Origin of the sequence: Nocardioides daedukensis (assembly GCF_013408415.1) — a bacterium.
Taxonomy (GTDB): domain Bacteria; phylum Actinomycetota; class Actinomycetes; order Propionibacteriales; family Nocardioidaceae; genus Nocardioides; species Nocardioides daedukensis.
In genome coordinates this window covers 2,513,343-2,536,734 of sequence record NZ_JACCAA010000001.1, presented here as the reverse complement: position 1 = coordinate 2,536,734, position 23,392 = coordinate 2,513,343, and the positions used below count along the sequence as shown (strand labels likewise).

The following is a 23,392-nucleotide window of genomic DNA, read 5'->3' as shown; positions in this document are numbered from 1 at the left end:
GGACTCTGCTGCTGGGGTCACTTCCAGATGCGGGCGTAGTCGATCTTCGTGGTGACCTTCTCCGGCATCACGGCCGGGTTGTACTCGTTGCCCCTGGCGCCCATCAGCTGGGTCAGGGCCAGGAAGAACGGGTGGTCGAAGGGAGCCGCGCTGCCCGGCGCGTTGAGCGCCGAGTAGTTGTTCTCGATGCAGAGCTCACCGTTGACGAAGATCTTGAGCTGCTTGGCCTTCCACTCGAGTCCGTAGGTGTTGAACTCGCCGTGCTTGATCTCGCACATGCCGGTGACGATGTTGGTGTTCGTCGACCGGATCATCGGCCCCTGGAGATAGTGCATGTAGGGGATGGCGTGATCGGGGTAGCGCGAGTAGGACTCGGCGATGTCGATCTCGCCGGACAGCGGCCACAGGCCGTACTTCGTGGGGTTGACGGGCCACAGCCACAGCGCCGACTGGAGCCCCCGCTCGCGGACCGCGGGGAACTGTGCCCGGATCTCATACTTCCCGTAGGTCTGCGAGAACGTGCCGTAGTGGGTGACCTGACCGGCGACGTAGCGCGAGGCCTTGCCCTGGCCACAGTCGACGACCTCGGGCAGGCGCACCATCGACAGCTCGAGGTTGCCCTCGCGTACGTCGATCACGTCGGACCGGTCGTCGTAGCAGGTGTAGAGCGAGGAGGTTCCGTTGACGACCCGCGAGGTGCTGGTCCGCTGCGGGACCCACATGCTGCGATCGAGCTGGGTGCCGTTGAACTCGTCGTTGTAGGTGCACACCCAGGGCTCGCCGTCGGCCTTGACCGGCCGGGCGCCGCCGCAGTCGTCGGAGGTGACCGGGTCCCCGCCCGCGTCGCCGCCGCCCACACCGCTGTCGCCATCGGGGACCGGGTCGGGGCTGGGCGCGGGCAGCGTGGTCGAGACGACGCGAAGCGTGTACGTCGAGGTCAGCGCGCTGGGGTGCTTCGACGTGGCGTGCAGCCGGACCCGGTAGTCGTACTCCCCGACGACCTTCTGGCTCACCGTGAAGCTGGCCTGCAGCGAGGAGTCGAGGCGCACCGTGCGCGACGCATACCAATAGATGCCGTATGCCTTGTGCTCGAGGGTGACCTTGTCACCGGCCCGGACCTGACCGGAGGCGTTGACGCTGAGCGTGGCCTCATCGAGCGGCATCACCGCGGACGGCCCGTCGAGGGTGATCCCGACCGGGGCCGCGGAGGCCGTGGAGGTGATCAGGGCCAGCAGCGAGAGCACCAGCGCGACACACAGGGCGACGGCTGCACGGGTCGTCTTCATTCGCGCAGCGTAGAGGACAAAACCGACACTAGAACAGGTTCTTGCGATGTGGATCACATTGCGGCGCGCAAGTAGGTAGGAGCCCCGCCGGCGTCTCGGGTCGCCAGCGGGGCGAATGAATCGTGCAACAACTCCCGACGTCCTGTCAGTGGTTTGCACGAATTCGACCGCACCGGTCCAGACCAGTTCGGCCGCACCCCGCGACGGCGACCGGTCAATGATGGAGGGCCACCTCCACTCCACCGGCACCTTCCGTAGGCTGAGCCCGTGGAAACTGGGACTGGCACTGGGGCAGGGGCGAGCACTGTCGGCGACGGCGTGGTGCCGGTCTTCTTCCTGTCCGACAGCACCGGCATCAGCGCCGAGACGATGGGCAACGCGCTGCTGATCCAGTTCCCGGACCTGCGCTTCAACCGCACCGTGATCCCGTTCATCGCTTCGGTCGAGGAAGCCCGTGAGGTGGTCGTCCGCCTCGACCGCGCCCTGGCCGAGAGCCCGCGCACGCCCCTGGTGTTCGTCACCGCCGCGAGCGACGAGGTGCGCCTGGAGCTGCGGCGTACCCGCTGCCCGGTGATCGACTTCTTCGACCTGCACATGCGCTCGGTCGAGTCGATCCTGGAGACGCCGGCGGTCCGCTCGCCCGCCCGACTGCACGGCGTCGGTGACATCAAGCGCTACAACAGCCGGATGCAGGCCATCGAGTACACGATCGAGCACGACGACGGGCAGAGCGTGCGCGGTCTGGACAAGGCCGACGTCATCCTGCTGGCCCCGTCACGCTGCGGCAAGACGCCCACCTCGATGTACCTCGCCCTCCAGCACGGACTCTTCGTGGCCAACTATCCGATCGTGGAGGAGGACCTGGCCGTGGCCGAGCTGCCGCGACCGGTCCGGGACCTGCGCGAGCGCTGCTTCGGGCTGATCACCTCGCCCCAGCGACTGGCTGCGATCCGCCAGGAACGCCGGCCGGACTCGCGCTATGCCTCGCTCGAGCAGTGCACCTTCGAGCTGCGCCGCACCGCGGAGATGTTCAAGCGCCACGCACTGCCGGTCGTCGACTCCTCGACGATCTCCGTGGAGGAGATCTCGACGATCATCCTGCAGCGACTCAAGAAGATGAAGCCACCCCCGGCGCTTCCCGACCCCAGCACGTCCCTCCCAAGGAGCCCTCGATGAGCGAGTCCCCCAACGTCCGTCCCTTCGCCGAACTCGGCCTGGGCGACCTCGAGCAGGTCGGCGGCAAGAACTCGTCCCTCGGCGAGATGGTGAGCAACCTGGCCTCGCTGGGCGTCAACGTTCCCGACGGCTTCGCCACCACCGCCGACGCGTTCCGTCGCTTCATCGGCGACACCGGCCTGGCCGAGGAGATCTCCTCGGCCCTGCGTGACCTCGACACCGACGACACCCAGCGCCTCGCCGAGGTCGGTCGATCACTGCGTGAGGCGGTCGCCAGCCGGCCGTTCCCGGCAGACCTCGAGGCAGACATCCGCTCGGCGTACGACGTCCTGGTCGACGGGCGTGACGACGTCTCGTTCGCGGTCCGCTCGAGTGCGACCGCCGAGGACCTCCCCGACGCCTCCTTCGCCGGCCAGCAGGAGACCTTCCTCAACATCGTGGGCATCGAGGGCGTGCTGCAGGCGATCCGTGAGGTCTTCGCCTCGCTCTACAACGACCGGGCGATCGCCTATCGCGTGCACCACGACTTCGACCACGACAGTGTGGCGCTCTCGGCCGGCGTCCAGCAGATGGTGCGCTCGGACATCGGCGCCTCGGGCGTGATGTTCACGATGGACACCGAGTCCGGCTTCAACGACGCGGTCTTCGTGACGTCGTCCTACGGCTTGGGCGAGGCGGTCGTGCAGGGCGCGGTCAACCCCGACGAGTTCTACGTCTACAAGCCGGCCCTGCGTGCCGGCCGTCCCGCGGTGCTCAAGCGTGGCGTCGGCTCGAAGGCCACGAAGATGGTCTACACCGACGACCCCACGGTCGGGCGCACCACCGAGTTCGTCGACACCGACCCTGCCGAGCAGGGCCTGCTCAGCCTGAGCGACGCCGAGGTGGAGGAGCTGGCGCGGCACGCGCTGACCATCGAGGAGCACTACGGCCGGCCGATGGACATCGAGTGGGGCAAGGACGGGCTCGACTCCAAGCTCTACATCCTGCAGGCCCGGCCGGAGACGGTGATGTCGCGAGCCGGCGTACAGCAGCGCTTCCGGATGGACGCCCGCGGTGGCACGGTCGTGATCGACGGCCGCGCGATCGGCCAGAAGATCGGCGCGGGCGCGGTGCGGGTGATGACCTCCATCGACCAGATGCACGAGTTCGTCCAGGGTGAGGTGCTCGTCGCCGACATGACCGACCCCGACTGGGAGCCGATCATGAAGCGGGCCTCGGCGATCGTCACCAACCGTGGTGGACGCACCTGCCACGCGGCGATCATCGCCCGTGAGCTCGGCATCCCTGCCGTGGTCGGCACCGGACAGGGCACCCGGGAGCTGACCGATGGACGCGAGGTCACCGTCTCCTGCGCCGAGGGCGACACCGGCCTGGTCTATGACGGCCTGCTCGACTTCAGCATCGAGGAGACCGAGCTGTCCTCGATGCCGGAGATCCCCACCAAGATCATGATGAACATCGGAACCCCCGAGCAGGCCTTCGCCTTCGCCCAGCTGCCGAACGCCGGCGTCGGCCTGGCTCGCCTCGAGTTCATCATCAACCGCCAGATCGGCATCCACCCCAAGGCCCTGCTCGCCCATGAGTCCTTGGAGGAGCCCTTGCGCTCCCAGATCGCCGAGGCGGTCCAGGCCTATCCCAGCCCCCGCGACTTCTTCGTCCAGCGCGTCGCCGAGGGGGTCTCGATCCTGGCCGCGGCCTTCGCGCCGGAGCCGGTGATCGTGCGGATGAGCGACTTCAAGTCCAACGAATATGCCAACCTCGTCGGCGGTGAGCTCTATGAGCCCCACGAGGAGAACCCGATGCTCGGCTATCGCGGGGCCTCGCGCTATCTGTCCGATGACTTCGCGGAGTGCTTCGCGATGGAGGCCGAGGCGCTGAAGTTCGTCCGCGACGAGATGGGCCTGACCAACGTCAAGATCATGATCCCGTTCGTCCGGACCGTGGCCGAGGCCGAGGGCGTCATCGCCCTGCTCGGCGAGCACGGCCTGGTCCGCGGGGAGAACGGCCTGCAGGTCGTGATGATGTGCGAGGTCCCGTCCAACGCGATCCTCGCCGAGCAGTTCCTCCAGCACTTCGACGGCTTCTCGATCGGCTCCAACGACATGACCCAGCTGACCCTCGGCCTCGACCGCGACTCCTCGCTGGTCGCCGGCTCCTTCGACGAGCGCGACCCGGCGGTGTTGTTCATGCTCGAGCGCGCGATCAAGGCGTGCCGGGACGCCGGGAAGTACGTCGGCATCTGTGGCCAGGGCCCCAGCGACCATCCCGATCTCGCCGAGTGGCTTCTCAAGCAGGGCATCGAGTCGATGTCGCTCAACCCGGACACCGTCGTCGACACCTGGCTGGCGCTGTCCAAGGTGCAGCTCGACTGAGCCGTACGCCGTCAGCGCCTGCCCCACGCGGTCAGTAGACCGCCAGCCGGCCGCCATCGACGGGGATCACGGCGCCTGTCGTGTAGGAGCTGGCGTCGCCAGCAAGGTGGGCGACCATTCCGACGAGCTCCTTCGGCACGCCGAGACGTCCGGCCGGCAGTCCGTCGGTGACCAGACCGATGAAGTGGTCGTCCCACCCGCTCGACATGTCGGTGGCGAAGGCACCCGGCATGACGCAGTTGACCCTGACTTCAGGGGCGTAGGCCTGGGCGAAGGCCTGGGTCAGAGCGTTCAGGCCAGCCTTCGCCGCGGAGTACGTCGCCTCGCCGGCGCTGGGGCGTTGCGAACCGATGCTCGAGATGTTGATGATCGACCCACCCCCCGTCCGGGCCATCTGGGCCCCGACGACGGCCATTAACCGGAAGGGGCCCTTGAGGTTGACCTCCATGGTCTTGTCATAGAGAGCCTCGGTGAGCTCGAGGGGGTCCGGTGCCAACGGGGCGATGCCCGCGTTGTTCACCAGGATGTCGAGTGGCCCGAGCTCGGACTCGATGCGCGCGACGGCGGGTGCGATGTCATCCCAGCGTCCGACGTGCAGCGGCAGCGCCATCGTCCGGGCGCCGGTGAGCTCCGTGATCTCCGCTGCCACGGCAGCACACGCCTCCGGCTTTCGGCTCGAGACGACGACCTTGACCCCTTCCCGCGCCAGGCCTTCTGCGATCGCCCGACCCAGCCCGCGGGTCGCTCCGGTGACCAGTGCCACCTTGCCGCTGAGGGTCGAAGTCATGTTGTTGTGCTCCTGGGGTGTGCCGGGTGTCACTGGGCGATCCAGACGCTCTTGATGTGCGTGAGCTCGTGCACCATCTCCTCGCCAAGGGTGCGGCCATAGCCAGACTGCTTGACCCCGCCGTAGGAGACCGTCGGGTAGCCCGCCTGGTAGGTGTTGACCCAGACCGTGCCCACATCGAGTCCATCGGTCATCCGTTGGCTGCGGCGCAGGTCGTTGGTGAAGATGCCGGCAGCGAGGCCATAGTCGACGTCGTTGGCGATCCGGAGCGCGTCGGCCTCGTCGTCGAACGGGATGACTGACATGACCGGCCCGAAGATCTCCTCCTGGGCGATGCGCATCTCGTTGCGGACGTCGGTGAAGATGACGGGTTCGTGGAAGAAGCCACCGTCGCCGGTGACGCCGCCGTCGAGTGCGACCTGCACGCCCTCGGAGCGGCCGAGGTCGACATAGGCCGCAACGCGGTCCAACTGTGTCTGGGAGACGAGCGGTCCCAGCGTGGCCGATGCGTCGAAGACGTGTCCCACCGTGACCGAGCGGCTCGCGTCGACCATTGCTGCCACGAACTCGTCGTGGATCGACCGCTGGACCAGCACGCGCGACCCGGCGGTGCAGATCTGGCCCTGACCGCTCCAGACCGCCGCCGTGGCGGCCGCTGCGGTCGACGCGATCTCCGCGTCGTCGAACACGATGAACGGGCTCTTGCCGCCGAGCTCGAGAGCGACGGGCGTCAGGCTCCTGGCCGCGGTGCTCTGGATCGCGCGCCCGGTGGCTGCAGACCCCGTGAAGCTGATGAAGTCGGTGCCGGGATGTTCGACGAGCGCCGAGCCCACCGCCTGACCGGTGCCCTGGAGGACGTTGAAGGCACCCGCCGGGATTCCGGCCTCGAAGGCCAGTTCTGCCATGAGTACGGCGCTCATTGGCGTGTTCTCCGCGGCCTTGAGGATCACGGAGTTGCCGGCGGCGAGGGCGGCGGCTGCCATCGCCACCACCGCAGTGGGGCCGTTCCACGGAACGATGAGACCGACCACACCACGCGGCACCCGACGGTGCTGCACGTTCATCCCTGTCGGCACCGGCGGGATGGAGCCGTGCAGCTTGCTCGGCCACCCCGCGAAGTAAGACGTCGCGTTGACGCCGAAGTCCTCGAGGAACGCCGTATAGGTGCGAAGCAGGCCGGCATCGATGGCGTCCAGGTCGCCAAAGACCGTGCGGTTCTCGTCGATGAGCCGCGCGAGACGATGCAGACGGTGCTCCTTCTCCAGTGGTGCGAGGTTGCGCCAGGTGCCCTCGTCGAAGGCCCGACGCGAGCTGGTCACCACACGGTCGACGTCGGCGGTCTCACCGCTGGCAGCGGTGGCGATCTGGATCCCCGTGGAGGGATCGATGACCGGCATGGTGCCGCCACCAATCGACTCAACGACTGCGCCGTCGATCACGTGGCCGAAGAACTTGTCCTTCAGGTAGGACTCCGTCTGGGCTGAGACGTGGGACAGAGTGGGTGAGACTTCGGTGGTCATCTGGTTCCTCTCGGGTGGCGTGGGTCAGGTGGGGTTCGAGTCAGATTCCGCAGGCAGTCAGCACCGCTTCGCGCGCCGCACGCACGGAGTGGAAGGCCGACCTGTCGGTGAGGGCGCGACGTACGTATCGGTGTGCGTCGTGCTCCCACGTGAACCCGATTCCACCGTGCAGGTGCACGGTCTCGTCGGCGCAGGTCACGTAGGCGTTCGACGCGGTCACCGCCGCGATGGCCGCCGCCTCGGGCGCGTGGGCCGGGGACTCGTCGAGCGCCCAGACGAGGTGCGCAAGCGCCGATCGCGCCTCATCGACCCGCAGAGCGAGGTCGGCGCACTGATGCTTGAGCGACTGGAACGAGCCCAGCACACGGCCGAACTGGACGCGGGTCCGAAGGTAGTCGACGGTCAGGTCGAGGCAGGCTTGCGCGCCGCCCACCTGGTCTGCGGCCAGGGCGAGCGTCGTCCAGTGATCGATCGCGGCCAGCGCGGACTGATCGGCGGTGCCGATCAGCCTGGCCGGGGTGGAGGAGAAGCTGAGGCGAGCGAACTGCCGCGTCACGTCGACCGTCTCCTGCGCCACGCGATCCACGTGACCCTCGACCACGAAGAGTCCGACCTCGTGACCCACCGAGGCGGTGACCAGGATGAGGTCGGCACCAAGTCCGTCGAGCACCCGACCGACCGAGCCCGACAGCGTCCATCCGTCACCGGGGTCCTGCGTTCCGACGTGCACGGCTTCGATCGACGCGACGGTGCCGTCCCGGGGTGCGAGCGTCGCGATGACCTCTCCGGTCAGGAGAGACGGGAGCAGCTCGGCGCGCGCCGCCGGCGTCGCCAGGACCCGGATCGCGGTCTGGGCACGTACGGCCGAACTGAGCAGGGGTAACGGGCTGAGGGTCCGGCCGGCCTCGACCAGCACGGCCGACAGCATCGCCGCGCCTCCTCCCACGCCGCCGTCCTCCTCGGGCTCGACGATTGCACCGACGCCGAGGTCGGAGCAGGCCCTCGACCAGACGGACCGGTCGTAGCGGGGCACGTCGTCGTCGTCGAGAACGACCCGGTAGCGGTCGAAGAAGTCGGCCGCGACGGAGCGGACCGCGTCGATCTCCGCGGGCTCGATGCTGATCATGCGATGTCCGCCCGCGCTGACAGGTCCGCACGCACGGAGCGACGCAGGAGTTTGCCGGTCTCGTTGAAGGGGAGCTCGCCCCACAGGTGGAAGGCCGCGGGCACCCTGGTGGACCGGAGCCGTTCACGCACCCAGCCCGCGAGCTCGTCGGTGAGCTCCTGGCCGGCGGGTCCCCCATCGGTCGGCAGGTCGTCAGCGACCACGACCACAGCCTCGACGCGCTCGCCCCACTCCACGTCCGGTACGCCGACAACCGCCGCTGCCCGCACACGGGGGTGGCTGGTCAGCACGTCCTCGACCTCCTCGGGCGAGATGTTCTCGCCACCACGCACGATGATGTCGTCCGCCCGACCGCGCAGGTAGAGGAACCCGTCGCTGTCGAGACGTCCCTGGTCCCGCGTGGCATACCAGCCGTCGGCGTCGAGAATGCTGTGTGAGGTGTACTCACCGGAGACCTGGTCGCCGCGGACATAGACCTCGCCGATCTCGTCGGGCCCGACCACGCGGCCGTCGTCGCCGCGGATCTCGAGCTCGATGCTCGGCACAGGCCGTCCCACGGAGCCGAGCCGTCCGCGAACAGCCGGGTCGTCGCTGGCCAGCGCCTCGCGGTGGTCGTCGGGTCCGAGGATCGTCACGGTCGAACTGGTCTCGGTGAGTCCGTAGGCGTTGACGAAGTCGACGTGCGGCAACATGCGCACCGCTCTCTCGACCACCTCCACCGGCATCCGGCCTCCTCCGTAGGACAGGTGCCTGAGTGCGGGCAGCCGGTCACCGGTCTTCTCCAGGACGTCGAGGATGCGCCCGAGCATGGTCGGCACGACCATCGCGTGCGTCACGGCCTCACGAGCGGCAGCGGCTACCCAGGCCTCGGGGGTGAAGCTCGGCAGTTGCACGATGCGGCGGCCTGCGAAGACCGAGCCGAGGACCGAGCTGATCCCCGCGATGTGGTAGTTCGGGACCGAGACCATGATGGCCTCCTCGGGTCCGGCGTGACCGAACTCGACGGTCGAGGTGACGTAGGAGAACAGGTGGCGATGACGCAGGATCGCGATCTTCGGCGTGCCGGTCGTGCCACTGGTGAACAGGAGCACGGCGGGCGACTCGCTGTCGGCCAGATCCGATTCGGCAGCGGGACCCGAATCGAGCCCGGCCGCGAGGAGGTCAACGGTCGAGTGCAGCACATCGGCCGGTCCCAGTCCGACCGTGTTGGCGATCCCGGCGCCCCGGAACAGCGCGACCGGGCTGAGCCTGGAGACTGCCTCGGTGAGGCGATCCTCGGCCAGACGGTAGTTGAGTGGCGCCAGGGGCACTCCGGCAGCAGCGGCACCGAAGAGCGCAACCGGAAACGCTGTCGTGTTCAGGTCGAGCAGTGCCATGTGGTCGGCGCCGTCACGACGCAGCAGCTCCCCGGTGGCGAGGGAGCGCTCGAGCAGTGCTCCGTAGGTGAGTTGCTCGTCGCCCGAGGTGACCGCGACACGATCCGGGTCGAGCTCGACCGCCATGGTCAACAGCATCAGGATGCTCACGACGGGTCAGTCCGACGCGGGCAGCGACTTGGCCGCCTTCAGCTCGAGGACGACGCCGTCGACCGCCAACGAACCGGTGCCGGCCGCCACGCACATGACCTCGAGACCCGATTCGGTGTGGAGATAGCGCTTGCCGAGGGCAGTCCCGCCGTCGAGACCTGCTGCGACCTCTCCGCTCGGCTCACCCTCGAGCTTCTCGACCATCGCCGCTCCACCGCAGGAGAGAGTGACCTCAGCTGCTCGAACCACCACGACGTTCGTCGTACAGACCGCGCTCTTGAGTCGCTGACCGACCTTCATGACAGATTCCTTCCGTGGGGCTGGACACCGTCCAGCAGGTTCAGGGCACGCTCGGCCAAAGAGACGACGGGGCCGCCGCGCTCGGCCATGCGCGGATCGGTCGACTCGCCCCGCACCCAGCGCATGTAGAGCTGTTGCATGATGACCGCGGTCTTCCAGCAGCCGAGGGCCTCATACCAGAGCAGGTCTTCACGGCTCAGGTCGAGACCGCGGCGCTGGGCATAGCGCTCGACGAGCTCTGCCTTGCTCGGCAGACCGAGACGGTCGAGACCCGGGACCGCGATCGCCGCTTCGACACCGTCCTCGGGCCAGTAGTTGAGAAGGGTGCCGACGTCGGCCAGCGGGTCACCCAACGTGGTCATGTCCCAGTCGAACACCGACGTCACCCGGTCCGGGTCGCCCGGCGTGAACTGGCAGTTGTCGATCTTGAAGTCATTGTGGATGATCGCGCCCGAAGCGCGGTCGGGCAGCAGTTCGCGGAGCCTGGCTCCCACGACGGTTAGGACGTCCTTGCCCTCCTCGGCGACCGCAGACCAACGCTTCAGCCAGCCGTCCACCTGTCGTCCCAGATAGCCACCGGGGCGCCCGAGATCTCCGAGTCCGACCGACTCAGCGTCAACCTCGTGCAGGTCGGCCAGGGCCTCGACGACGGCGAACCCGACGGCTCGTCCGGCATCAGGGCGGTGCGTCATGCTCTCGGGGATCTCGCCCCAGATCACCACTCCACTGCGATATTCCGAGACCAGGAAGGGAGCGCCGATGACATCCACGTCCTCGCACAGGGCGAGGGCTCTCGGCGCACGGTCATACTCTGCGTGCAGCCTGGACAGCACGCGGTGCTCACGCACCATGTCATGCGCCCCGGGAGCGACCTGTCCGAGCGGCGGACGGCGTACGACGAGGCGCGTGTCGCCGATCGTCACCTGATAGGTCAGGTTGGCCGAACCACGCGGGAACTGCAGCACCGAGAATTCACCCTCGAGTCCGTCCACGTGCTCACGGAGGAACGACTCCAACCGGGGCCAGTCGAGCTCTTCACCCGCCCGGACCGGCGCGGTCTCGGTCGTGGCCTCGACACCCTGGTCGGCGGCAGTCCCGCTCATTCGGCACCGACCAGGTCGTCGACCGTGGCAAGACGATCGGCGAGTTTGAGCTCGGCGGCCTCGCGTCGAGCGATCTTGTGACGCGTCGGGAACAGACCCGGCGCCGGGGTGGCCCCACGCAGCAGCTGCTTGGCGACCTGGAGCTGGTGCAGTTCGGTCGCCCCGTCCGCGAGAGCCATGTGATGGACCTCGGCCGACCAGGTTCCGAGTGGCAGCTCGGTCGAGATGCCGAGCGATCCGTGCAGCTGGATCGCACGACCCACGACGTCACCGAGCACCTTGGGCATCGCGGCCTTGACGGCCGAGATGTCGGTGACGACCTTGCGGTAGTCCTGATAGCGGTCGATCTTCCACGCCGTCTGCAGCACGAGGAGGCGGAACTGCTGGTACTGGATCCACGAGTCGGCGATCATCGTCTTGACCAGCTGACGGTCGGCGAGGGTCCCGGTGCCGCTCTTCCGGGAGACGGCGCGCTCAAGCATCATGTCGATCGACTCGCGCATCAGGCCGACTGTCCGCATCGCGTGGTGGATGCGTCCACCGCCGAGGCGCGTCTGGGCGACGGCGAAGCCTTCACCGCGATTGCCGAGGAGGTGGTCCTTCGGAATCCGCACATCGTGGTAGTTGATGTAGGCGTGCGTCCCCTCGATCTCATCGTGTCCGTAGACGCCCACGTTGCGGATGATCTCGATGCCCGGGGTGTCGGCGGGGACCACGAACATCGATGCACGGTGGTGCCGGTCCGCATCGGGGTCGGTGACCGCCATGACGATGAAGAAGCTCGAGAAGCGCGCGTGGGACGAGAACCACTTCTGGCCGGAGATGACCCAGCTGTCGCCGTCCTCGACCGCCCGGGTGACGAACGCCGTCGGGTCCGATCCGCCCTGGGGCTCGGTCATCGAGTAGCAGGAGACGATCTCGTTCTCGATGAGCGGCTTCAGGTAGCGCTCCTTCAGCTCGGGCGATCCGTAGTGAGCCAGGATCTCGCCGTTGCCGGAGTCCGGCGCCTGGTTGCCGAACACGACCGGGCCTGAGTGCGTGTGGCCGAGCACCTCGTTGAGCAGGGCCAGCTTGAGCTGACCGTAGCCCGGTCCGCCCAGCTCGGGCCCGAGGTGGCAGGCCCACAGCTCACGCTCGCGCACCTTCTCCTGCAGCGGCCGGATGAGCGCGTTGCGCACCGGGTCGTTGACGTCCCAGGCGTGCTCGACCAGCTGGTCGACGGGCTCGATCTCGGTCCGGACCAGCTCCTCGGCCCAGTCCAGATCCTTCTGGTATTCCGGGTCGGTCTCGAATCCCCACGTCATGGCGTTCTCCTGGTTCTGTGTGGTGGTTGGCGGTCTCAACGGCTGAGCACGGTGCAGGCGCTGATGCCCGGTGCGCCGTACACGTGCGTGAAACCGGTCTTGGGGCGGCCGGGGACCTGACGGTCACCCGCGTCACCGCGCAACTGAAGGACGGACTCGAAGACCTGTCGCAGACCCGTCGCACCGATGGGCTCCCCGTTGGCGATCACGCCGCCGTCCGTGTTGATGGGCAAGGAGCCGTCCGGGCGTGTCTGCCCGGTCAGGATCAGCTTCTCCTGCTCCCCGTGTGCACAGAGCCCTGTCTCCGCCATGTGCATGAGCTCGGCCCCGGACTCGGTGTCCTGGATCTGTGCGACGTCGACGTCCTCGGGCCCGATGCCGGCCGCCGCGAAGGCTGCAGCCGAGGCGTCGCCGGTCGGCCCCGACAGGGTCTCCGGCGTTGTCCAGGGGCTGAACACCTCGAAGGAGCCGAACCTGCGCGAGCGGAACTCCGCCGACCGCAGGTAGATCGGGTTCGCGGTGTACTTGTGTGCCACCTCTCCGCGGGCGAGCACGAGGGCGACGCCCCCTTCGCCGGGGGAGCAGAACATGTATTGCGTCAGCGGCCAGTTGACCATCGGGGCATCGAGGATCTGCTGGCGCGACATGGGCGTACGCCGCCAGGCGTTGGGGTTGGCCGCCCCCAGCGAGAACGACTTCTCCGCCACCGCCGCCAGGGTCTCCTGGCCGATGTCGTGCTGCTCCATGTAGCGGACGATCTTCTGGGCGAAGAACTGCGTGGTGATCATCATCCCGGTCTCGCCGTACCAGTCACCGATGCCGAGGCTCGACGGCTTGGTGGCGAACGCACCGCGTGGGTGCTTGTCGAAGCCGACCACCATGCCGAGGTCGTACTGGCCGGACAGGAGGGCGCTCCGCGCCGAGATGAGTGCCGAGCCGCCGGTCCCGCAGCCGTTGTGGACGTTGATGAACGGGGCACCCGTGAGGCCCAGATCTGACACGAGCGAGTCCGCGTCGCCAGCCGCATGGCTGCCGCCGTAGGCGAACTGGATGTCGGACCACTGCACGCCGGCATCGGCGAGAGCCTGCCGGGCAGCGAAGGCACCCTGTGCGCGTCCGCTCACACCTTCGGTACGGCCGAACGGATGAATGCCGATCCCCACGATCGCGACGTCTGTGCTCATGGTGTCGAGTCCTCTCGAGGTGCGAACGCGAAGGTCAGGACCGGCTGGCCCTCGTCCAGGAACGCCGTGATGACCACGAGTTCGACGGGCATGCCGAGCGACATCGCGCCGGGATCGTTGACCGTCAGCCGGGACTCGACGCACACGCCGCCGAGGTCGACGTACCCGACGCCGTACGGCTCGAACGGCGTGAGCCCGCGGTAGGGAGGCTTCGGCTCGAAGTACTGCACGGTGTAGGACCACAACGTTCCCCGCGTGGGCAGCCCGATGTGCTCCATGGAGTCACCGCCGCAGCGCGGGCATCCGACCTGGTAGGGGAAGGTCGTCGTGGCACACGCTGGACACCGGGCTCCGGCCAGCTCCACGGCGTCGCCGGCTGCGGGGTCGACGACGAGACTCTCATCGACCCATCGGGGGGTGGTGGTCGTCGTCATGCGCTCTCCTCCTGCGTCGCGGTCGGGCGCCACTGCGGGAGGGTGACGTCGCCGACCTGCTCGAACCAGACCTCCATGGGTTGGCCCACCTCGAGGTCGGGGCACCCGGCGATCCGACTGACCAGCCGGACCCCGTCGGTGTCGTCGACCTCGACCAGCACCACCGTGTAGGGCACGGGGAACGCGGGGTGGACCTGGTGGTGGACCACGGTCCAGCTGTAGAGCGTCCCGGTCCCGCTCACCGGACGCCATTCGCGGGAGAACGCCCCACAGTGGGGGCAGCACTCCCGGGGCAGGTGCAGGTCGGCACGGCACTCGCTGCAGATCCTGATCGCCAGCTCGCCGCGGGCCGCAGCGAGGAAGAAGCCACCGGTGTCGACGTCGTCGGTGACCGGCAGGAGCGGGGCGGTGGGGTCGGTCATCGGTCGGCTCCCAGGATGAGGGCGCTGGCGCCCGGCGGCGGTGCGGAGGTGACCAGGCTCAGCTCGGCTCCTGCGACCTGGTTCGTCGAGGTGCCACGGATCTGCCGAACACCCTCGACGACGTGGTTCATGCCGTGGATGTAGCCCTCCGAGAGGTGGCCGCCGCTGGTGTTCAGAGGCAGGACTCCACCGACCGACAGATCGGCATCAGTGAGGCCAGCCGCCGTCCCGCGCGGGGCGAAGCCGTAGTCCTCGAGCTGGATCAGGGCCGTGATGGTGAAGCAGTCATAGATCTGTGCGACGTCGATGTCGCTCGCGGAGACGCCAGCTCGTCCGAACAGGGTCGGTGCCGCGGCGGCCGAGGGCCATGAGGTCGTGGAGGGGCGCAGCAGAGCCGGGAACATCTGACCCGGCTGGACCCCGTGCCCGGTGCCCTGCGCGACCGACAGGATCGGCACCGCGGAACCGGCGAGGTCGCGAGCGCGCTCGGTGGTCGTCACCACAACGGCCGCTGCGCCATCGGTCTCCAGGCAGAAGTCGAAGAGCCGCAACGGGTCGGAGAGCATGCGCGAGGCCAGGTAGTCGTCCCGCGTCATCGCGCGGTCGAAGAACTGGGCATCCGGGTTGCTGTTGGCGTGGGCCCGGGCCGCCAGCGCGATCGAGCCGAGACCGTGGGACAGCTCATCGATGGACAGTCCGTGCTCGTGGGCGTAGCGGCGGGCAACGACCGCGAAGAACTGCCCGGGCGTCTGCATGCCGAACGGCAGGAAGAACTCGTCATAGCTTCCGTCACCGCCAACCGCGCCACGCTCCCCGACCAGGCCGTACCTGTTGCCCGAGCGTCCGTTGAGCGACCGGAAGACCACGACCGTCGAGGCCAGACCGGCCCGGATCGCAGCGACCGCCTGCCCCACCATGGCCGCCGGACCGGATCCGCCAGGCCCGGCCTCGCCCCAGTAGGTGAGGTCGCGGACGCCGAGCGAGTCCGCCAGAGCCGGCGGCGCGACCAGATCCATGTCACAACGCACGATGCCGTCGACGTCTCGCCGATCGATGCCGGCGTCGGCCAGCGCGGCCAGACTGGCCTGGGCTGCGAGGGTCAGGGGCGAGCGGCCGGAGGCCTTCGAGAAGTCAGTCGTGCCGATCCCCACGATCGAGCACGCACCCGGCACCCACGACGCGTCAGCCATGGTCGGCTCCGCCCGAGTGAGCCGAACGTGCAGGCTCGTCGTGCTCACCCAGTCGTGGAGGTCGTCCGGGAGCGGTCTGGAACGAGGTGAAGCGGTAGGGAAGGCCCGGGTAGGTCACGGTGTCACCGTCGGGAGTCGGCAGGTCGACGAAGAAGCCTCGCTCCTGCAGGTGCACGTCGTGCGGCAGGTCCTCGAAGGCGTTGAGCCGGCCGATCGGCAGTCCGCGACGCTGTCCCTCGTGATAGATCGTGTCGGCGTCCTGGATGAGGAAGAAGACCTCGATCAGCTCCTGGATGTGGCTGAACTGTTGCTGCCGGTGGGCGATCTCGTCGTACGCCGGGTCAGTCAGGTCGGCGGCCATGTCGAGATCGGTCATCCACCCGAGCAGACTTTTCCAGGCTTTGTGCTCGGCCAGGATGAGCGCGAAGTAGACGTAGTTCCCGTCGCCGCACTCGAAGAGCGCCGGCTGCGTCGGCTCCGGTTGCGCGTGGCGGCAGGTCTGCCGCTGCACGATGGCCTTGGGATAGAACCAGTAGGGGTTCGCGAGTTCACCGCTCACGGCGTTCGACTCGTGCACCGAGACATCGACCAGCTGGCCGCGTCCCGTGCGCTCACGCTCGATGAGCGCCAGCAGGAGGCCGCACCAGCTGAAGCTCGCCCCGAGCTGGAAGCCCTGGTTGCCCCCGGGCCGGATGGGCGGGATCGAGTGGTCGTCATACCCGCAGCTGTTGAGCGTCCCGCCCGCGGCCAGGGCGACGAGGTCGCTGGTCCGGTAGTCCTTCCACGGCCCAGTGAGACCGAAGGGCGTCACCGACACGACGATGAGGTCGGGACGCTGGACCAGGAGCTCGTCGAGGTCCACACCCAGCTCCAGCAGCCACCCGCGGTCCTCGACGATCAGGACCTGGGCGTCCGCAAGGAGCTCGGCGAACCGGAGACGATCCTCCTCGGAGGATCCATCGATGACTCGGCTGTTCTTGCTGGAGTTGTAGGCCCAGAACTCGAGGCTCTGGTCAGGGTCCTCCTGTCCGTGCGCCCAAGGGCCCGTGTGTCGGCTCGCGACGCCGCCAGGGGGTTCGACCTTCTGGACGTGAGCGCCCAGATCGGCAATGCACTTCCCGGTCTGCTCACCGGCCGGGCTCTGCGCCAGTTCGACGACGGTGAGGCTCGCGAGCGGGCTCGCGCCGTTCATCACCCGTGCGCCCGTCATCAGATGACCCCTTCCGCCGACAGCCGGTCCAGCGTCGCCCGGTCACGTCCCAGCAGCTCACCGAAGACATAGTCGTTGTCCTCACCGAGCAGGGGGGCCGAACGCCAGTGGTCGGGCTTCGAGGTCCCGAACTGGCCGGGAAAGCCCTCGAACAGCGCGGGGCCGATGACCGGGTGGTCGAGCTCGAAGAACGTGCCACGTGCCGCGATCTGCGGGTCGTGCTCGGCGAGATCACGCGAGTTCTGTACGGCGCCGGCGGTGATGCCCGCGCCCTGCAGCAGGTGCATGAGGTCGTGCTTGTCACGGTCCCTGGTCCAGGCCGACAGCGCTGCATCGAGCTCGTCGGCGTTGGCCACTCGGTCGGCAGCAGTCGCAAAGCGCGCCTCGCCGGCCCACGCAGGGTCAGACATGACCGTGCGCAGCGTCTTCCACTCCTGGTCCTTGAACACCGCAATGGCTATCCACTGGTCGTCGCCCGCTGCGGGATAGACGCCGTGGGGGGCCGCGGTGGGATGTTCGAGCCGGTTGCCCCGCGGATAGTCCTCGCGGCGACTCGGACGGTCGTTCACGACCGTGTCGAGCAGGTCAGAGCCGAGCAGTCCGATCCCGGCCTCGACGGCCGATACGTCGACCTCGGTGCCCTGTCCGGTCAGCATCCGCTGATAGATCGCGAGCAGCAGGCCAGCCGAGTTGTAGTAGGCCGCCTGGTTGTCCATGTAGGACTGGCCCCAGCCGGACGGCTCGCGGCCGGGGAGGCCGCTGTTGAACGAGAGTCCGCTCACGGCCTGCACCACAGGCCCATAGCTGCGGTAGTGCGCCTGCGGTCCGGAGTGTCCGTAGCCGCTCATGCGGGCAAAGATCACGTCGTCACGGATCTCGCGGAGCTCGGGATAGGTCAGGTTCCACCGCTCCATGACCCCCGGCGCGAAGTTCTCGGTGACGACGCCGCAGTGATCGATGAGTTCGAGGACGAGCTCGCGACCACGTGGGTCTGCCATGTCGACCGTGATGCCCAGCTTGTTGCGCGAGTAGTTGTTGAACAACCCACCCTTGTTCGGATCCGGGTTCGGGTCCTCGGCGCCGTAGGAGCGCACCTCGCCCTTGTAGATCGGCAGACGGCGCGGCATGTCGAGGCGCTTGCGGTTCTCGATCTTGATGACCTCGGCCCCGAAGTCGGCGAGCAGGCGCGTCGCGACGGCCCCGACTCCCATCCAGCAGAAGTCGGCGACCTTGATCCCGGCCAGTGGCCCGGAGCGCGCCCGTGGCCGCCGGGAGGCGTCGCCGGACCCGATCTCCTGATCAGGAGCCTTGGTTGTCCACGTGGTGTGCGTCACCCGTTCAGGTTATTCATCATGAGGAACTAAGTCAAGGCATCTCTCGCGGCTCGTCCCCACCGTGGCGCGTTTGCCGACTCGCCCGCACCAAAGGTGCGTTGATTCATCAGGAGGAAGGTGCCAGAGTGGGCACGCCCGAACCGCGCGGACGCGACCAGTCCCCGCCCCACTGATCAGCGAGGAATCCCATGAGCGAACCGCTCGACAGTGAGGCTGACGGGCTGCCGATCGTCTACGCCCCCCGTGGATTCGCTGCTGCGGACACCCAGCACCCCCGACAACGCGCCCCCAAGGCGGCCGAGGTCACCGCGTCGCGCATTGTCGACGACATCTTGAAGGGCAGCGTGCGCGTCGGTGACAAGCTCCCCACCGAGCCGGAGATGCTCGAGCGCTACGAGGTCAGCCGTGAGTCCCTGCGGGAGGCGCTCCGCCTCCTCGAGATCCAGGGGATCGTCGACATCAAGCGTGGCCCTGGCGGCGGCCCCTTCGTAGCCCCACTGAACTCCGGTTACCTCGCGCGCACGTCGTCGCTCTACTTCCATCTGAGTGGGGCAACCTACTCAGAACTGCTCGACACGTGGGCCGCGCTCGAGCCGACCCTCGCGGAACGCGCCGCCAAGTTGCCCGCAAGCCGGACCAAGCGCGAGATGTTCACCCCCTTCCTCGCCTACGACACCGAGTCGCACGTCGAGCTTGAGCTCTTCGACGACTTCAACAACTTCCACTCCTTGATCGCGGCGCTGTCCGGCAACCGAGTGCTCACGCTCGTCACCCAGGCCGTGACGCACATCGTGGCCGAGCAGGTCCTTCAGTCGGTCGACCCCGTGGCAGAGCGCGAGATGCTGTCGCACTCGCACGCCGATGTCGCCCAGGCGATCCTCGACGGGCGTCCGTCAAAGGCGCGCAAACTCATGACCGAGCACATCCTCGAGGTCACACGCACCTACCTCGAGCGCGATCCCTCCGCCGGAGAGCGACGCATCGACTGGCGGCTCTGACGCCGTTCGTCCGGCTCGGGCGCACGAGCCGCTGATCCTGATTCCACCTCTCTGCCACGGCAGGCCGACGGGTGGGCCACGGGTGGCCACGGCTGGCCACGGCTGGTGCCGCTCACGGCGCCGCTCGACGACGGCTGAATCGGTGCCCAAGCGATTCCAGTTGATCATCATGTTTTTTGATATTTCTCATGATGTTCTATTGACGTCAGCGGCCACTGTGCGCTGAAGTGGTCCCACACACTCATACGTGTTACAGGTCACATCGCCTGCGAGGCGCCTCGCTTCCCGGTCGCTGCAACTGGACACACGCCCATGGAGGAACCATGAATCTGAAGAGGCATCGCAAGCTCGGGTTGCTTCTCACCGGAGCGGTCGTCTGCTCGCTCTCGATGGCTGCTTGCAGCTCGTCAACCAACGGCGGACGCTCCGGCGGCGGCGAAGTGACCCAGGACGTCAAGGATCTCGTCGCCGAATATCAGGAGGCCCCGACCGAGATCACGCAGACCGAGCCGCTCACCGCCGCCCCGGAGAAGAAGTCGGTCGCCTTCATCGTCTGCGCCGACCCGACCTGCACGGTGCTTGCCGATGCACTCGAAGAGGCAGTCACCAGCTTCGGCTGGGACTTCACCGCCATCAACGCGCCCGCCACCGACTTCGGCTCCGCGGTGCAGCAGGCAATCGATGCCGACGTCGACTACATCGCCGGCACCGGCAGCGACGTCGCGACGTTCCAGAACGCGTTCGACGCCGCAGCCGACGCGGGGCTCCCCTACTACAGCTGCTACTCCAGCGACGTACCGGAAGGCGAGGAGAACAACCTTTTCGCCAACTGCTACGACCTCACGGCCGTCGATGAATACTCTCGCGTCCTGACCTCGTGGATCATCGAGGACAGCGGTGCCGACGCCTCGATCGGGGTCGTCAACATCCCGGAGTTCCCGACCCTGTCCAACGCGGTCGAGGATGTCGAGAACACTCTCGACGAGTTCTGCGACACCTGCGCAAGCCAGCCCGTCGACATCTCGCTCGACGTCCTGGGCAGCGGTGGGACGACCAACGCGATCATCTCGTTCCTCCAGTCGAACCCCGACGTCAACTACCTCTATCTCGCCTTCGGCAACTTCGAGCCGGGTCTGGGGCAGGCCCTGAAGAGCGCCGGCCTCGAGGACGTCAAGGTCGTCGGCGTCCAGCCCCAGCAGGCGCAGATCGAGTCGCTCATCAAGGGTGAGACGGATGCCTGGATCGCGACTCCGCAGGAGAACGCGATGTGGACGCTGGCCGACCAAATGGCCCGCCACGCCACCGGCGACTGGGACAAGGCACAGGAGCGCACCGCTGCTGTCCCCCCGATCTACATCGTCGACACCAAGGAAGAGGCCGAGGCGATCGCCGACCTGAAGGACGGCTGGCCCGGTCCTGACGGCTTCAAGGACCAGTACAAGGCCCTCTGGGGTCTCAGCTGACCATGAACGCACTTGACATCCGAGGACTCTCCAAGACGTTCTCCGGTCACGTGGTTCTCAACGGCGTGGATCTCACCGTGAAGGCGGGTGAGGTCCACGCCGTGGTGGGCCAGAACGGATCAGGCAAGTCGACGCTCATCAAGATCCTCGCCGGCTACCACTCCCCCGACCGTGGAGCGACCGCCACGGTCCTGGGTCGAGACCTCGAGCTCGGGTCGGCCGCCGCGGCCGACCGGCTCAACGTGCGGTTCGTCCACCAGGACCTTGGCCTCATGAACGACCTGAGCATCACCGAGAACATCATGCTCGGGCGCACCTACCCCAAGGTCGCCGGCATCAAGATCAACTGGGTCAAGGCCAAGAAGATCGCACGTGACTGTCTCGCCCGCACGGGTCCACCCATCGACGTCGACCGGTCCGTCGGGGAGTTCGGCATCGCCGAACGCACCAGGATCGCCATCGCACGGGCGCTGCCTGACAACGACGACCCGGCCCTCATCGTGCTCGACGAGCCGACTGCCGCGCTCCCGGCGCGCGACGTCGAGGCCCTGTTCGACACGATCCGCGGCCTCACCGCCGCCGGCAACTCCGTCATCCTCGTCTCGCACCACCTTGACGAGATCCTCGGAGTCTCGGACTCGATCACCGTGCTCCGCGACGGAGTGAAGGTGGCGTGCGTCTCGACCAGCGAGGTCGACCACGACCAGCTCACCCGACTGATCATCGGGGCGTCCCTGGTCAAGAACGTCGACCGTCCCCGCGTCACCGCGACCGACAATCCGGCCAACGTCCGGATCTCCGGCCTCGAGGGCACGGCACTCCTGGACTTCAGTGCGGACCTGCGCGCCGGCGAGATCGTCGGCGTGGCAGGCCTCACCGGGTCCGGTCGCGAGGAGGTGGCAGGCCTGACGATCGGTCGCGAACGTCGCAACGCCGGAACGGTGACGGTCAACGGGACCTCGGTCCGCTCTGGTGACCCGATCGGTGCCATGTGCGCCGGCATGGCGTGGATCTGTGGCGAACGCGCACGGTACGGCGTGTTCAGCACCATGAGCGTCGGCACCAATCTGACCATCAGCGACCTCGCCCCGCACACCGCGGTCGGACGTCTGGACCACAAGTCAGAGCGGGTCGAGACGGCTCGCTGGATCGACGACCTCGGGATCGTTGCATCCGGGCCGGACGCAGCCATGACGACCCTGTCCGGCGGCAACCAGCAGAAGGTGCTCGTCGCGAGGGCGCTGCGACTGGCCCCCGCGTTCCTCGTGCTGGACGATCCGACGGCCGGGATCGATGTCGGCGCCCGCGAACAGGTGCACGGGATCATCGCCGACCACGCCAGCGCATCCATGTCGGTCCTCATCACCTCGACCGACAGTGACGAGCTCGCACGCCTGTGCGACCGCGTCCTCGTCATGTCCCGCGGACGGGTCGTCGTGGAGCTTCGCCGCGGCGTCGACCTGGACGCACCCTCCATCGATCACGCGCAAGTCGCAGGAGCAACCGCATGAAGACCACGACACCGTCCACTGACACTCCGACCGAGCAGCCGACCAGCCTGAAGGCGGCGTCCGGCGCCGTCACGACTCCGTTGAGCGTCACGCTCGGCCGTTACAGCGCCATCATCCTGTGGGCCGGATTCACCATCCTGTTCGGCATCCTCCGCCCTGACACGTTCCTCTCGTCGGTCACGTGGCGTCTCACCTTCAGCGAGGGCGTGGTCACCGCGATCGTCGCCCTGGCCTTCCTGGTTCCCCTGGCTGCGGGCGTCTACGACCTGTCGGTCGGGGCCACCATGGGCACCGGGCTCGTGCTGATGAACTGGTTCGGCATCAACCACCCGGGCATACCGCTCTGGCAGGTGGCCCTGGGCGTCCTCGCCTTCTGCGCGCTGATCGGGTTCTGCTCGGCGGTGATCATCGTGAGATTCCGCGTGGAGTCCCTCATCGCCACCCTCGGTGTGAGTCAGGTGCTGCTGGCATTCCAGCTGTTCATGGCCGACAACCGGCAGCTCACCGGTGCCTTCGACTCCACCTGGCTCAACCTCGGGAACGGCCAGGTCCTCGGGATTCCGATCGTCGGCATCTACCTGCTGGTGCTCGCGGTCGTCATGTGGTTCGTCTTCGAACACACCCCGGTCGGTCGCCGCCTGTTCGCCGTGGGCAGCAACCCCGAGGCCGCCCGGCTCGCCGGTCTCAACGTCGAGCGGTTGACCTACGGATCCCTCATGACCTCCGCCATGATCGGTGGCCTCGCCGGCATCGTCTTCTCCATGAAGGTCGGCACCTACAACTCCAGCGTCGGCCCCGGCCTGCTCTTCCCGGCGCTGGCGGCGGTCTTCTTCGGCGCCTCGCAGTTCGCCCGCCGCCCCAACGTGTGGGGCACCCTGATCGCCTACTTCGCGCTGGCCTTCGGCGTGAAGGGCCTGCAACTCACCTTCGGGCCCGGCACCTTCTGGATCCAGCCGCTCTTCCAGGGCGCCGCCCTGCTGATTGCGGTCGCTCTGGCGAGTCGCGTGGTGGGACAGACCAAGCGCAGTCGCAAGCTGCAGCGCGAGGCGGCCGCCCAGGCCCAGGCCGTCGGGGAAGCCACGCCGCCACCGCGGTGACTGACAGGGCCACACAGCGAAGGGGCAGAGCCGTCGGCTCTGCCCCTTC

At 67.8% G+C, this 23,392-nt stretch carries 20 protein-coding genes; 6 read left to right on the top strand and 14 right to left on the bottom strand.

What is annotated here, in order from left to right; all coding sequences use genetic code 11:
- Nucleotides 1-17: 17 nt before the first annotated feature.
- Nucleotides 18-1,286 carry a glycoside hydrolase family 16 protein gene (locus BJ980_RS12585; RefSeq protein ID WP_179502607.1) on the bottom strand — a complete coding sequence of 423 codons (1,269 nt, stop codon included), beginning with the start codon at nucleotides 1,284-1,286 and terminating at the stop codon, nucleotides 18-20.
- A gap of 267 nt (nucleotides 1,287-1,553) precedes the next feature.
- Between BJ980_RS12585 and BJ980_RS12580 the strand changes: the two genes are divergently transcribed.
- Complete coding sequence (locus BJ980_RS12580) at nucleotides 1,554-2,462, top strand: pyruvate, water dikinase regulatory protein (RefSeq protein WP_343047802.1); 909 nt, start codon at nucleotides 1,554-1,556, stop codon at nucleotides 2,460-2,462.
- Nucleotides 2,459-4,834: a phosphoenolpyruvate synthase gene (gene ppsA / locus BJ980_RS12575; protein WP_179502606.1), complete on the top strand. Its 2,376-nt coding sequence runs from the start codon at nucleotides 2,459-2,461 to the stop codon at nucleotides 4,832-4,834. Before BJ980_RS12580 ends, ppsA begins: the two co-directional genes overlap by 4 nt.
- Nucleotides 4,835-4,865: 31 nt before the next feature.
- Here the strand turns inward: ppsA and BJ980_RS12570 are convergent, their stop codons facing one another.
- From BJ980_RS12570 to BJ980_RS12510, 13 genes are read right to left on the bottom strand one after another with little or no spacing between them, the layout of a single operon-like run.
- Entirely contained in the window at nucleotides 4,866-5,621 is a 756-nt protein-coding gene (locus tag BJ980_RS12570) for an SDR family NAD(P)-dependent oxidoreductase (protein WP_179502605.1), read from the bottom strand.
- A 29-nt stretch (nucleotides 5,622-5,650) separates the two neighbouring features.
- Nucleotides 5,651-7,141, bottom strand: coding sequence for an aldehyde dehydrogenase family protein (locus BJ980_RS12565; RefSeq protein ID WP_179502604.1), 1,491 nt, complete (start codon nucleotides 7,139-7,141; stop codon nucleotides 5,651-5,653).
- A gap of 40 nt (nucleotides 7,142-7,181) precedes the next feature.
- Nucleotides 7,182-8,267, bottom strand: a complete 1,086-nt coding sequence (locus tag BJ980_RS12560; protein WP_179502603.1) for an acyl-CoA dehydrogenase family protein — start codon at nucleotides 8,265-8,267, stop codon at nucleotides 7,182-7,184.
- Nucleotides 8,264-9,793, bottom strand: a complete 1,530-nt coding sequence (locus BJ980_RS12555; protein ID WP_179502602.1) for an AMP-binding protein — start codon at nucleotides 9,791-9,793, stop codon at nucleotides 8,264-8,266. The genes BJ980_RS12560 and BJ980_RS12555 overlap by 4 nt, the downstream gene beginning before the upstream one ends.
- 6 nt (nucleotides 9,794-9,799) lie before the next feature.
- Entirely contained in the window at nucleotides 9,800-10,093 is a 294-nt protein-coding gene (locus tag BJ980_RS12550) for a hypothetical protein (protein WP_179502601.1), read from the bottom strand.
- Nucleotides 10,090-11,196, bottom strand: coding sequence for a phosphotransferase family protein (locus tag BJ980_RS12545; protein WP_179502600.1), 1,107 nt, complete (start codon nucleotides 11,194-11,196; stop codon nucleotides 10,090-10,092). Before BJ980_RS12545 ends, BJ980_RS12550 begins: the two co-directional genes overlap by 4 nt.
- Nucleotides 11,193-12,500, bottom strand: coding sequence for an acyl-CoA dehydrogenase family protein (locus BJ980_RS12540; RefSeq protein WP_179502599.1), 1,308 nt, complete (start codon nucleotides 12,498-12,500; stop codon nucleotides 11,193-11,195). Before BJ980_RS12540 ends, BJ980_RS12545 begins: the two co-directional genes overlap by 4 nt.
- Nucleotides 12,501-12,535: 35 nt before the next feature.
- On the bottom strand, nucleotides 12,536-13,684 hold the full coding sequence (locus BJ980_RS12535) for a thiolase family protein (RefSeq protein ID WP_179502598.1): 1,149 nt from the start codon (nucleotides 13,682-13,684) through the stop codon (nucleotides 12,536-12,538).
- A complete protein-coding gene (locus tag BJ980_RS12530; protein WP_179502597.1) occupies nucleotides 13,681-14,118 on the bottom strand; it encodes a Zn-ribbon domain-containing OB-fold protein in 438 nt (145 codons plus the stop codon). The genes BJ980_RS12535 and BJ980_RS12530 overlap by 4 nt, the downstream gene beginning before the upstream one ends.
- Nucleotides 14,115-14,540: a Zn-ribbon domain-containing OB-fold protein gene (locus tag BJ980_RS12525; protein ID WP_179502596.1), complete on the bottom strand. Its 426-nt coding sequence runs from the start codon at nucleotides 14,538-14,540 to the stop codon at nucleotides 14,115-14,117. The genes BJ980_RS12530 and BJ980_RS12525 overlap by 4 nt, the downstream gene beginning before the upstream one ends.
- Entirely contained in the window at nucleotides 14,537-15,730 is a 1,194-nt protein-coding gene (locus BJ980_RS12520; protein WP_179502595.1) for a thiolase C-terminal domain-containing protein, read from the bottom strand. Before BJ980_RS12520 ends, BJ980_RS12525 begins: the two co-directional genes overlap by 4 nt.
- Entirely contained in the window at nucleotides 15,723-16,940 is a 1,218-nt protein-coding gene (locus BJ980_RS12515) for a CaiB/BaiF CoA transferase family protein (RefSeq protein ID WP_218855500.1), read from the bottom strand. The genes BJ980_RS12520 and BJ980_RS12515 overlap by 8 nt, the downstream gene beginning before the upstream one ends.
- A complete protein-coding gene (locus tag BJ980_RS12510; protein WP_218855499.1) occupies nucleotides 16,940-18,274 on the bottom strand; it encodes a CoA transferase in 1,335 nt (444 codons plus the stop codon). Before BJ980_RS12510 ends, BJ980_RS12515 begins: the two co-directional genes overlap by 1 nt.
- 188 nt (nucleotides 18,275-18,462) lie before the next feature.
- Here BJ980_RS12510 and BJ980_RS12505 point away from each other — a divergent pair, with 188 nt between their 5' ends.
- The 4 genes from BJ980_RS12505 to BJ980_RS12490 all read left to right on the top strand — a co-directional run bounded on the left by BJ980_RS12505 (nucleotide 18,463) and on the right by BJ980_RS12490 (nucleotide 23,343).
- On the top strand, nucleotides 18,463-19,272 hold the full coding sequence (locus BJ980_RS12505) for a FadR/GntR family transcriptional regulator (RefSeq protein ID WP_179502594.1): 810 nt from the start codon (nucleotides 18,463-18,465) through the stop codon (nucleotides 19,270-19,272).
- A gap of 323 nt (nucleotides 19,273-19,595) precedes the next feature.
- Nucleotides 19,596-20,735 (top strand): sugar ABC transporter substrate-binding protein, encoded by a 1,140-nt coding sequence (locus BJ980_RS12500; RefSeq protein ID WP_179502593.1) that lies wholly within the window; start codon nucleotides 19,596-19,598, stop codon nucleotides 20,733-20,735.
- A gap of 2 nt (nucleotides 20,736-20,737) precedes the next feature.
- On the top strand, nucleotides 20,738-22,246 hold the full coding sequence (locus BJ980_RS12495) for a sugar ABC transporter ATP-binding protein (RefSeq protein ID WP_179502592.1): 1,509 nt from the start codon (nucleotides 20,738-20,740) through the stop codon (nucleotides 22,244-22,246).
- Nucleotides 22,243-23,343, top strand: a complete 1,101-nt coding sequence (locus BJ980_RS12490) for an ABC transporter permease (RefSeq protein ID WP_179502591.1) — start codon at nucleotides 22,243-22,245, stop codon at nucleotides 23,341-23,343. Before BJ980_RS12495 ends, BJ980_RS12490 begins: the two co-directional genes overlap by 4 nt.
- Nucleotides 23,344-23,392: the final 49 nt, after the last annotated feature.

What these genes read in the sequence shown, in the direction of transcription:
- BJ980_RS12585 (WP_179502607.1), bottom strand. Translation starts at nt 1,286, where the DNA reads ATGAAGACGACCCGTGCAGCCGTCGCCCTGTGTGTCGCGCTGGTGCTC.
- ppsA (WP_179502606.1), top strand. Translation starts at nt 2,459, where the DNA reads ATGAGCGAGTCCCCCAACGTCCGTCCCTTCGCCGAACTCGGCCTGGGC.
- BJ980_RS12570 (WP_179502605.1), bottom strand. Translation starts at nt 5,621, where the DNA reads ATGACTTCGACCCTCAGCGGCAAGGTGGCACTGGTCACCGGAGCGACC.
- BJ980_RS12565 (WP_179502604.1), bottom strand. Translation starts at nt 7,141, where the DNA reads ATGACCACCGAAGTCTCACCCACTCTGTCCCACGTCTCAGCCCAGACG.
- BJ980_RS12560 (WP_179502603.1), bottom strand. Translation starts at nt 8,267, where the DNA reads ATGATCAGCATCGAGCCCGCGGAGATCGACGCGGTCCGCTCCGTCGCG.
- BJ980_RS12550 (WP_179502601.1), bottom strand. Translation starts at nt 10,093, where the DNA reads ATGAAGGTCGGTCAGCGACTCAAGAGCGCGGTCTGTACGACGAACGTC.
- BJ980_RS12545 (WP_179502600.1), bottom strand. Translation starts at nt 11,196, where the DNA reads ATGAGCGGGACTGCCGCCGACCAGGGTGTCGAGGCCACGACCGAGACC.
- BJ980_RS12540 (WP_179502599.1), bottom strand. Translation starts at nt 12,500, where the DNA reads ATGACGTGGGGATTCGAGACCGACCCGGAATACCAGAAGGATCTGGAC.
- BJ980_RS12535 (WP_179502598.1), bottom strand. Translation starts at nt 13,684, where the DNA reads ATGAGCACAGACGTCGCGATCGTGGGGATCGGCATTCATCCGTTCGGC.
- BJ980_RS12530 (WP_179502597.1), bottom strand. Translation starts at nt 14,118, where the DNA reads ATGACGACGACCACCACCCCCCGATGGGTCGATGAGAGTCTCGTCGTC.
- BJ980_RS12525 (WP_179502596.1), bottom strand. Translation starts at nt 14,540, where the DNA reads ATGACCGACCCCACCGCCCCGCTCCTGCCGGTCACCGACGACGTCGAC.
- BJ980_RS12520 (WP_179502595.1), bottom strand. Translation starts at nt 15,730, where the DNA reads ATGGCTGACGCGTCGTGGGTGCCGGGTGCGTGCTCGATCGTGGGGATC.
- BJ980_RS12515 (WP_218855500.1), bottom strand. Translation starts at nt 16,940, where the DNA reads ATGACGGGCGCACGGGTGATGAACGGCGCGAGCCCGCTCGCGAGCCTC.
- BJ980_RS12505 (WP_179502594.1), top strand. Translation starts at nt 18,463, where the DNA reads ATGAGCGAACCGCTCGACAGTGAGGCTGACGGGCTGCCGATCGTCTAC.
- BJ980_RS12500 (WP_179502593.1), top strand. Translation starts at nt 19,596, where the DNA reads ATGAATCTGAAGAGGCATCGCAAGCTCGGGTTGCTTCTCACCGGAGCG.
- BJ980_RS12495 (WP_179502592.1), top strand. Translation starts at nt 20,738, where the DNA reads ATGAACGCACTTGACATCCGAGGACTCTCCAAGACGTTCTCCGGTCAC.
- BJ980_RS12490 (WP_179502591.1), top strand. Translation starts at nt 22,243, where the DNA reads ATGAAGACCACGACACCGTCCACTGACACTCCGACCGAGCAGCCGACC.